Consider the following 9,484-nt stretch of genomic DNA (forward strand, 5'->3'; position numbering starts at 1 on the left):
CGGCGGCCTCCGCGACCTGGGCCGCCGTCAGGACGTAGCCCGTCTCCGCATCCGCCGTGGAGCGGGCGAAGACCACGCCGTAGACCCGGCCGGAGGGCGTCAGCAGCGGGCCGCCGGAGTTGCCCGGGCGGATCGTGGAACGGACCGAGTAGACCGTGCGCGTGGTGACGCCGTCGCCGTAGATGTCCTGGCCCTTGGCGCGGAGCTCATTGGCGACCGTGGCAGCGCGGATGTCCAGGCCGCCGTTCTGCGGGAAGCCCGCGACGACCGCCGCGTCGCCGCGCTTCGCGGACTTGTCGAACGGCAGCACCGGCGCCCTCAGGCCCGGCACGTCCAGGACGGCGACGTCCGTCCTCGGGTCGAAGAGGACGACCTTCGCCCGGTACGCCTTGCCGACGCCGCCGACCCGCACGGTGGGGTTGTTCACCCCGGCCACGACGTGGGCGTTCGTCATCACGTGCTGCGCGGCGTAGACGAAGCCGCTGCCCTCCTGGCCGCGGCGGCCCTCGCCCGTGTCCGCGACGCCCTCGACCTTGACCACGCTCTCCTTGGACGCCTTCGTCGCGGCGGGGGTGACGGCGTCGCCCGAGGGCTTCGGCACGCTCGTGGCCGGCTCGTTCTCGAAGGGGTTGAAGACCTGCGGGAAGCCCGCGCCGTTCAGGGCGTCCGTGGTGCGGCTGAACCAGGTCGGCGCCTGCTCCGGCATCGCCTTCTGGACGGCGCCCAGCAGCGTCGACTCCCTGATCTGCCGGGTCACGAGCGGCGAATTCGCCGAGACGAACACGCTCGCCACGACCCAGCCGACCAGCAGCACGGCCAGGGAGTTCACGGCGGCGCCGCCGACGCCGTCGATGCCGCGGACCGGGGCCCACGTCAGGCGGCGGCGCAGGCCGTAGGCGAGGCGGGCGGCCAGGGCGTGGCCGATCGCGGCCGGGACGAGGACGACCAGGACCGCGACGACCGCGGCGGTGGCGGTCCCCGCCTCGAAGGGCTCCAGGGCGAACGGCAGCGCCCACACGCCGATGACGGCTCCGCCGAGGAAGCCGGCGAGCAGCACGACACTGGCCACGAGGCCGCGGCGGAAGCCGGAGACGGCGTAGCCGAGGACGACGAGCAACAGCAGCAGATCGAGCAGGTTCAACGCGGAGCCCTTTCCTTCGCGCGCGCCCCCGAACGCGCCCACGGGTTCGTTGGCCCGTGGACTTGGGAAAACGCGGGTCCGGCGGGCGGCGGTTCCCCATCCGGGCGAATTCATGGCGTACGCCACGTTGTGTTGGGGCGCGGGGCGTACGACTACGGTGCGCTCGGCACCGCCGGGCTCCTCGGCCGTGGCCGAGCGCCGTCGCGGCGGGGATCTTTCCCCTGACCCGCCCCTTCCCGAAACCGGGGCGCTGCCCCGGACCCCTCAGGGGGCTGGGGGCGCTCCCCCGGGAAACGGCGAAAGGGTGGGACCGGGGCCCTCCCCCGCCGCCGCGGCGCTCGGCCGAGACGGCGCGGTCCGGCGGTGCCGGACCCACCCCCGTGGGGGACCCGCTGCTACCACCGGAAACGGCCGCGGCCCGGCAACGCCTCGCCCACCCGCATGGGTGAGGGGCGCCGCCGGGCCGCGACCGTAAACGAAGGGGTCAGGCCTTGACCAGTTCCCGGTCCTCGTCCGCGTCGGGCGCCTTCGGCGCCGCCGCCTCGCTCGCCGCGAGGCGGTCCCGCAGGCCCTCGCCCTCGACGTCCACGTTCGGGAGGATCTTCGCGAGCCACCCCGGGAGCCACCAGGCCGACTTCCCGAGCAGGGCCAGCACCGCCGGCACGATCGCCATGCGGACCACGAACGCGTCGAAGAAGACCGCGATGGCCAGGCCGAAGCCGATCATCTTGATCATCTGCTCGGACGAGCCGATGAAGCCGGCGAAGACGCTGATCATGATGACGGCCGCGGCCGTCACCACGCGCGCCCCGTGCTTGAAGCCGGTCACGACGGCCTGCCCGGGCCGCTCGCCGTGGACGAACGCCTCGCGCATCCGGGTCACGAGGAAGACCTCGTAGTCCATGGCGAGACCGAAGACGACGCCCACCATGAAGATCGGCATCATCGACATGATCGGGCCGGTCTCCTCGACCCCGAAGAGCGAGCCGAGCCAGCCCCACTGGAAGACCGCCACGACGGCGCCCAGCGCGGCGATCACCGACAGCAGGAAGCCGAGCGCGGCCTTCAGCGGCACGAGCACCGAGCGGAAGACGACCATCAGGAGCAGGAAGGCCAGGCCCACGACCAGCGCCAGGTAGGGCAGCAGGGCGTCGTTGAGCTTCTGCGAGACGTCGATGTTCATGGCCGTGGCGCCGGTGACGAGCACCTCGGCGCCGGTGCCGGCCTTGAGCGAGTCGCCCTTGTCGCGGATCGCGTGGACGAGGTCCTCGGTGTCCTTGCTGGTCGGCTTGGACTTGGGCACGACGGTGAGGATGGCCGTGTCACCGGCCGGGTTGAAGGCCGCCGGGGTCACCGTCGCGACGTTGTCCAGGCCCTTGAGGGTGTCGCCGACCTTCTGGGCGGCACCCTTGCGGTCCTTGGCGTCCGCCACGTCCGTGATGACCATGAGCGGGCCGTTGAAGCCCGGGCCGAAGCCCTCCGACAGCAGGTCGTACGCCTTGCGCTGCGTGCTGCTCTTGGAGGCCGCCCCGTCGTCCGGAAGGCCCAGCTCCAGCGAGGCCGCGGGCACGGCGATGGCGCCCAGGCCCAGCACACCGGCCACGAGCACGAGCACCGGCTTGCGCAGGACGAAGCGGGCCCAGCGGGTGCCCATGTTCGGCTTGCCGGCGCCGGCGGCGTCCGGCCCGGCCTTGCGGACCTTGCGGGCGAGCACCTGCTTGCCGGCGAAGCCGAGCAGCGCGGGGATGAGCGAGAGCGCGATCAGCACCGCGATCGTGACCGTGCCCGCCGCGGCCATGCCCATCTTCGTCAGCATGGGGATGTTGACGACCATGAGGCCCGCGAGCGCGATGACGACCGTCAGGCCCGCGAAGACCACCGCGGATCCGGCCGTGCCGACGGCCCGGCCCGCGGCCTCCTCGCGCTCACGGCCTTCGGCCAGCTCCGCGCGGTAGCGGGAGACGATGAACAGCGCGTAGTCGATGCCGACCGCGAGGCCGATCATCATGGCGAGCGTGGAGGTGTTGCTGGAGAGGTCCAGCAGCGGGGCGAGGGCCGCGATGGAGGAGACGCCGATGCCCACGCCGATGATGGCCGTCAGGAGCGGCAGCCCCGCGGCGACCAGCGAGCCGAAGGTGATCAGCAGGACGACCGCGGAGACGGCGATGCCGATGACCTCGGAGCCGCCCTCGGGCATCTGCTGCAGGACGCTGCCGCCGACCTCGACGGTCAGCCCGGCGTCACGGCCGTGCTGCTGGGCGTCCTTGAGGTTGGTGCGCGAGTCCTCGGTCAGCTCGTCGGCCTTGACCTTGTACGCGGCGGAGGCGTAGCCGGTGGTGCCGGCCTGGTTGACGGTCTGGCCGGTGAAGGGGTCGGCCGCCTGGGCGACCTGCGGGCTGCGCTTGAGCTCGCCGATGACCTTCTCGACGGCCGCCTTGTTCTTGGCGTCGGTGAGCTTCTGGCCCTCGGGGGCCTTGAAGACGATGCGGGCGGAGGCGTTCTGCTCGTTGTTGCCCGGGAAGCGCTTCTCCAGCAGGTCGAAGGCGCGCTGCGCCTCGGTGCCGGGTATGGAGAAGTCGTTGTTGGTGGACTTGGACGCCGTGGCGGCGCCGAAACCGGCGAGGACCAGCAGCGCCACCCATATCAGGGCGAAGTACCAGCGCCGCCGGAAGGCGGTCCGGCCGAGTCTGTAGAGGAACGTGGCCACGAGAAGTGGTGCTCCCGTCGGATCAGTGGGCTAACAGGGCATGGGGAAGCAGCCCGGCGACGAGAGCGGCACGTCAGGTGGGCAGTGTGGGGGAGGGTGAGCTGTGGGGGGTCAGACGCGGAGGGCGGGGAGGACCACGGCGTCGATGTAGCGGGACAGGTAGGCGGCGTCCGCGAACTTGTCCTCGATCAGGGAGCGGGCGATGAACGCGCCCAGCATCATGTGCGTGACGAAGTCGAGCGCGGGGTTGTCCGCGGCCACCTCGCCCCGGTCGACCGCGCGCTGCAGCATGGCGCGGAGCCCTTCGTGCTCCGGCAGGATCAGCAGTTCGCGCAGTGCTTGATGCAGGTCGGGGTTGGTGTGGATCGCGTGCCCCAGGCCGCGCATAAGGGCGGTGTCCTGCGCCATCCGGTCATCGTCCACCTCACACGCCATCTTGCGGAGGTCACCGCGCAGGGAGCCGGTGTCGATGTCCGCCAGCTTGACCGGCTTCTGGTGCCGCAGCGCGCTCGCGACCAGCTCGGGCTTGCCCTTCCACTGGCGGTAGAGGGTGGCCTTGCTGGCGTGCGTGCGGGCGGCGACGCCGTCCATGGTCAGGCCGTCGTAGCCGACCTCGCGCAGGATCTGGAGGACCGCCTCGTAGAGCTCGGCCTCCCGCTCGGGGGTGAGCCGGGTGCGGCGCGCCGCGGGCTCGGTCGGTTCCGTGGACACGTCCACCTCCCTGGATCCACTCCCGTACGAAACGGTTTCGTACACCTACGACGATACGACGGCGCAGCATCGAAACGCTGCCGTTTCGCAAGTGTTCTCCGTCACGGCCCGTTACCTCCCCGGCCCCCGCCGACCGAGTTGCCGCACCACCCGGGGGCCGAAACGATGGTGGAGTGAGTGATTCTTACCTGAGATTTCCTCATCTCCACGGCGGCCTCCTCTGCTTCACCGCGGAGGACGACCTGTGGCTGGCCCCCCTGGAGCCCGCGGCCGGATCCCCGGCCCCGTCCGGCCGGGCCTGGCGGCTGACCGTCGACCGCACCCGGGTCGGCCACCCCCGCTTCTCCCCCGACGGCCGCCACATCGCCTACACGAACTGGCGCAGTCTCGACCCCGAGATCCATCTGGCCCCCGTCGACGGCGGCCCCGCCCGCCGGCTCACCTACTGGGGCAGCACGGACACCCGCGTGTGCGGCTGGGCCCCCTCGGACCGCAACGGCGGCTACGACGTCCTCGCCGTCTCCTCGCACGGCCAGCCCTTCTCGTACTTCTCGTGGGCCTACCGGGTGCCGACCGACGGCAGCCCGGGCCTGCGGCTGCCCTGGGGCCCGGTCTCCGACATCGCGATCGGCGAGGTGGAGGGCGAGCACCGGACGCTGCTGCTGACCGGCAAGCCCCCGCACGAGCCCGCCGCCTGGAAGCGCTACCGCGGCGGGGCCATGGGCCGGATGTGGCTGCACGGCACCCGTCTGGTGCCGGACATCGGCGGCCACCTCGACTCGGTGATGTTCGCCGGCGGGCGCATCGTCTTCCTCTCCGACCACGAGGGCGTCGGCAACCTCTACTCCTGCCTGCCCGACGGCTCGCAGCTGCGCCGCCACACCGACCACGACGACTTCTACGCCCGGCACGCCTCGACCGACGGCGAGCGCGTGGTCTACCAGTGCGCGGGCGAGCTGTGGCTGGTGGACGACCTCGGCCCGGACGGCAGGCCGCGCCGCCTGGAGGTGACGCTGGGCGGGCCGCGCGCCGGGCGCCGCCCGTACCAGGTGCAGGCCGCCTCCAACGTCGACGGCGTCACCGTGGACACGACGGGCCGCGCGAGCGCCGTCCAGGTGCGCGGCAGCCTCTACTGGCTCACCCACCGCGACGGCCCCGCCCGCACCATCGCCGACACCCCGGGCGTCCGGGTGCGGCTGCCGGAGATGCTGGGCGCCTCCGGGCGGGTGGCCTACGTGACGGACGCGGAGGGCGAGGACGCGATCGAGATCGCCCAGCTGCCGCGCGCCGCCGGGCCCGCCGAGCCGCGCCGCCTCGGCGCGGGCCGGATCGGGCGGGTGCACGAGACGCTGGCCTCCCCCGACGGCGAGCGGCTGGCACTGGCCACGCACGACGGCCGGCTGCTGCTCGTGGACACCTCGGCCGAGGAGGCGGGAACGGAGGAGGGCACGGGTGCGGATGCGAAAACGGGTGAAGGTGAGGACACCGGTGCCGGCAAGGCCACCGGTACCGGCGAGGGCACCGGTACCGGCGAGGTCAGCGAGCTGATCCGCTCGGACAACGGGCCCGTGCGCGACCTCGCCTTCTCCCCCGACTCGGAGTGGCTGGCCTGGTCCCACCCCGGCATCGGCCGCTCCCTGCGCCAGATCAAGATCGCACGGCTCAAGGACCGGACGATCGTGGACGTCACCAACGGCCGCTTCGAGGACGAGCAGCCGGTCTTCACCCGCGACGGCCGCTACCTCGCGTTCCTGTCGTGGCGCGGCTTCGACCCGGTCTACGACGTGCACACCGGCGACCTGTCCTTCCCGCTGGGCTGCCGCCCCTACCTCGTACCGCTGTCCTCGGCGACGCCCTCGCCGTTCGCGCTGTCGGCCGAGGGCCGGCCCGCGGGCGGCGGGCTCGACCAGGAGGACACCGGGCCCGGCGGGCCGACGCTGGTGGAGGTGGAGGGGCTGGAGAGCCGTGTGACGCCGTTCCCGGTGGCCGCCTCGAAGTACTCGGCGCTGCGGCCGGTCAGCGGCGGCGGCCTGGTGTGGCTGCGCTGGCCGATCTCCGGCGCGCTCGGGGAGACCTTCGCCAACCCCGCGGACACCTCCGGCCGCCCCACCCTCGAGCACTTCGACCTGACCAAGGCCAAGCGCAGCGAACTCACCAGCTCCCTCGACTGGTTCGCGGTCAGCGGCGACGGCAGTCGGCTGGTCGTCCACGACGAGGGCGACCTGCGGGCCGTCCCCGCCACGGACACCCCCGACCCCGAGTCGACGGTCTTCATCGACATGCGGCGCATCCTGCACGACGTGGACCCCGGCGCCGAGTGGCGGCAGGCGTACGAGGAGGCGGGCCGGATCGTCCGCGCGTACTTCTGGGAGCCGGGGATGTGCGGCATCGACTGGGACGCGGTGCTCGGCCAGTACCGGCCCCTGGTCGACCGGGTCGCCACCCCCGACGACTTCGCCGACCTGCTGCGCGAGGTCCTCGGCGAGCTGGGCACCTCGCACGCCTACGTCGTCCCGGCCCGCCGCAACGAGGGCCCGCCGCACTACCAGCGCGCCATCGGCCTGCTCGGCGCGAACCTCACGCGGCAGAAGGACGGCACCTGGACGGTCCGGCGGATCCTGCCCGGCGACTCCTCCGACTCCAAGGCCCGCTCCCCGCTGGCCGGTTCGGGCATCCGCGAGGGCGCGGCGCTCACGCACGTCGACGGCCGCCCGGTCGACCCGGTCGCCGGCCCGTACCCGCTGCTCGCCGCCGCCGGCGGCACCACCGTCGAGCTGACCTTCCGGCCGGCCGGGAGCGAGGGCCACGCGCGCCGCGTCGCCGTCGTCCCGCTGGTCGACGAGCGCCCGCTGCGCTACCAGGACTGGGTGGCCAAGCGCCGCGCCGTCGTCCGCGAGCTGAGCGACGGCAAGTGCGGCTACCTGCACATCCCCGACATGGGCGGCTCGGGCTGGGCGCAGTTCAACCGCGACCTGCGGATGGAGATGTCGCGCCCGGCCCTGATCGTGGACGTCCGCGGCAACGCGGGCGGCAACATCAGCGAGCTCGTCGTGGAGAAGCTCACCCGCACCATCATCGGATGGGACCTCACGCGCGACGCCCAGCCCGTGTCGTACGCGAGCAACGCCCCGCGCGGCCCGGTCGTCGCCATCGCCGACGAGATGACCTCCTCCGACGGCGACATGATCACCGCCGCGTTCAAGCTGCAGGGCATCGGCCCGGTGGTGGGGCTGCGCACCTGGGGCGGGGTCGTCGGGATGACCGGCCGGCACCGGCTCGGGGACGGCACCTCGATCACGGTGCCGATGAACGCGGCGTGGTTCGACGAGTACGGCTGGACGGTGGAGAACCGCGGCGTCGACCCCGACGTCGAGATCGACCGCACCCCGCTCGACTGGGCCGAGGGCCGGCACCGGCAGCTGGACGACGCGGTGCACATCGCGCTCGACCTGCTGGAACGGCACGGCGCGACACAGCCGCCGGACTATTCGGGGGTGCCGGACCTGCGCCGCCCGAAGCTGCCGCCGCGAAGCTGAGCGCCGGAGGAGCCGGGCATGGCGTAAAGCCGGGCATGGCGTAAGGCAAGCCGGGCATGGCGTAAGGGGCGCCCCTCCAAGAGGTGCGCCCCTTACGGCGATCCGCCGTCAGATCTCGAAGTTCTCGTCGAACGTGTCGCGGCGGTCCCACTCCTCCTGCTCCTTGCGGATCAGTTCCTGGCGGGCCTTTTCGCCGGCGTCCTCCTTGGCCTTCTTGCTGCCGGCCCGGCCGGCGCGGTCGGCCTGTTCCTTCTGCTGCTCGGCCTTGCTCTTGGCCCTGTCTCCCTTGGCCATGAGGCTCAGCTCCCTCAGGTGCGGTCGTCGAGCTCGTCACGCAGGTCGTCGAAGGACTGCTGGCGGTTCTCCTGCTCGCGGCGCTCCTTGAGCCGGTCCTGCGCCTCCTGGCCCTTCTGCTGGGCCTTCTGCTGGGCCTTCTGCTTGGCCTGCTCCGCCTTCTGCTTGGCCTGCTGAGCCTTGCCCTGCATCTCGTCCTTGATGCCCATGGCTGCACTCACTCCTCAGTGAGGGGAATTCGGGGCGTTTCACCCCGAAACAGCCTGACATCCACCATCTTAGACCGCATATCGTATGACTACGCTGCGCTACGCCCCCGTACGCTCCTTCTCGTCCGCCGCCCCTCCCGCGCCCACCAGCCCCGCGCCCATCCCGGCGGCCCCGGCCGCCTCCGCATCGAACCGCCGCATCTCGCGCTGCGCGCCGAGCGCCAGCACCCCGGGCAGCCAGCCGCGCGAGCCCTGCAGCAGCCGCAGCCACGCCTGCCCGTACACGTGCGCCGAGCGCCGCTCGATGCCGTCGACCAGGCGGTCGGCGGTCGGGCCGAGCGGGTAGGTGCGGTTGGCGGGCCACGGCAGGCGCTGCCTCATCTCCCGCATCACGGGGTGCTCGTCGGCGCCGCGCACCATGTCCGTGTCGGTCCAGCTCAGATAGGCGACGCCGACCCGCACACCCTTGTGGGCGACCTCGCCGCGCAAGCAGTGCGCGTACGCCTCGACGCCGGCCTTCGACGCGCAGTAGGCGCTCATCATCGGCGCCGGGGCCATCGCCGCGAGCGAGGCCACCTGCAGCAGATAGCCGCGGCTCTCCGCCAGCACGGGCAGGAAGGCGCGGCCGGTGACGGCACTGCCGACGAGGTTGACCTCGACGACGCGGCGCCAGCTCGCGAAGTCGGAGCCGGTGAAGGGGCCGCCCGCGGCGACACCGGCGTTGGCGACGACGACGTCGACCTTGCCGAAGCGGGCCTTGACCTCGCGGGCCACCTGCTCCATGGCCTCGTGGTCGGTGACGTCGGCGTGCCAGTGGGCGGCGTCCTCGTGCAGCGAGGCGGCCACGCGCCGCAGCCGGTCCGGCTCCAGGCCGACCAGGGCGACG

At 72.7% G+C, this 9,484-nt stretch carries 7 protein-coding genes; 1 reads left to right on the forward strand and 6 read right to left on the reverse strand.

Annotated features, from left to right (window positions below; all coding sequences use genetic code 11):
• From V7793_RS27220 to V7793_RS27230, 3 genes are all read right to left on the reverse strand, one after another.
• On the reverse strand, nt 1-1,141 hold a 1,141-nt coding region (locus V7793_RS27220; protein ID WP_336011023.1), incomplete at its 3' end, for a MarP family serine protease.
• Between the two features lie 484 nt (nt 1,142-1,625).
• A complete protein-coding gene (locus tag V7793_RS27225) occupies nt 1,626-3,848 on the reverse strand; it encodes an MMPL family transporter (RefSeq protein WP_336011025.1) in 2,223 nt (740 codons plus the stop codon).
• A gap of 111 nt (nt 3,849-3,959) precedes the next feature.
• On the reverse strand, nt 3,960-4,559 hold the full coding sequence (locus tag V7793_RS27230; RefSeq protein ID WP_336011026.1) for a TetR/AcrR family transcriptional regulator: 600 nt from the start codon (nt 4,557-4,559) through the stop codon (nt 3,960-3,962).
• A 173-nt stretch (nt 4,560-4,732) separates the two neighbouring features.
• On the opposite strand from V7793_RS27230, the gene V7793_RS27235 reads away from it, so the two are divergent.
• Nucleotides 4,733-8,095, forward strand: coding sequence for a S41 family peptidase (locus V7793_RS27235; protein ID WP_336011029.1), 3,363 nt, complete (start codon nt 4,733-4,735; stop codon nt 8,093-8,095).
• A 108-nt stretch (nt 8,096-8,203) separates the two neighbouring features.
• Here V7793_RS27235 and V7793_RS27240 read toward each other — a convergent pair whose 3' ends face one another.
• The 3 genes from V7793_RS27240 to V7793_RS27250 form a co-directional block, all read right to left on the reverse strand.
• Nucleotides 8,204-8,389 (reverse strand): hypothetical protein, encoded by a 186-nt coding sequence (locus tag V7793_RS27240; protein WP_336011031.1) that lies wholly within the window; start codon nt 8,387-8,389, stop codon nt 8,204-8,206.
• 14 nt (nt 8,390-8,403) lie between these two features.
• On the reverse strand, nt 8,404-8,598 hold the full coding sequence (locus V7793_RS27245; protein WP_336011033.1) for a hypothetical protein: 195 nt from the start codon (nt 8,596-8,598) through the stop codon (nt 8,404-8,406).
• 99 nt (nt 8,599-8,697) lie between these two features.
• Nucleotides 8,698-9,484, reverse strand: a 787-nt coding sequence (locus V7793_RS27250) for an SDR family oxidoreductase (protein ID WP_336011035.1), incomplete at its 5' end; no start/stop codon positions are given.

It is taken from the genome of Streptomyces sp. KLMMK, from assembly GCF_036961605.1.
GTDB classification, from domain to species: domain Bacteria; phylum Actinomycetota; class Actinomycetes; order Streptomycetales; family Streptomycetaceae; genus Streptomyces; species Streptomyces telluris.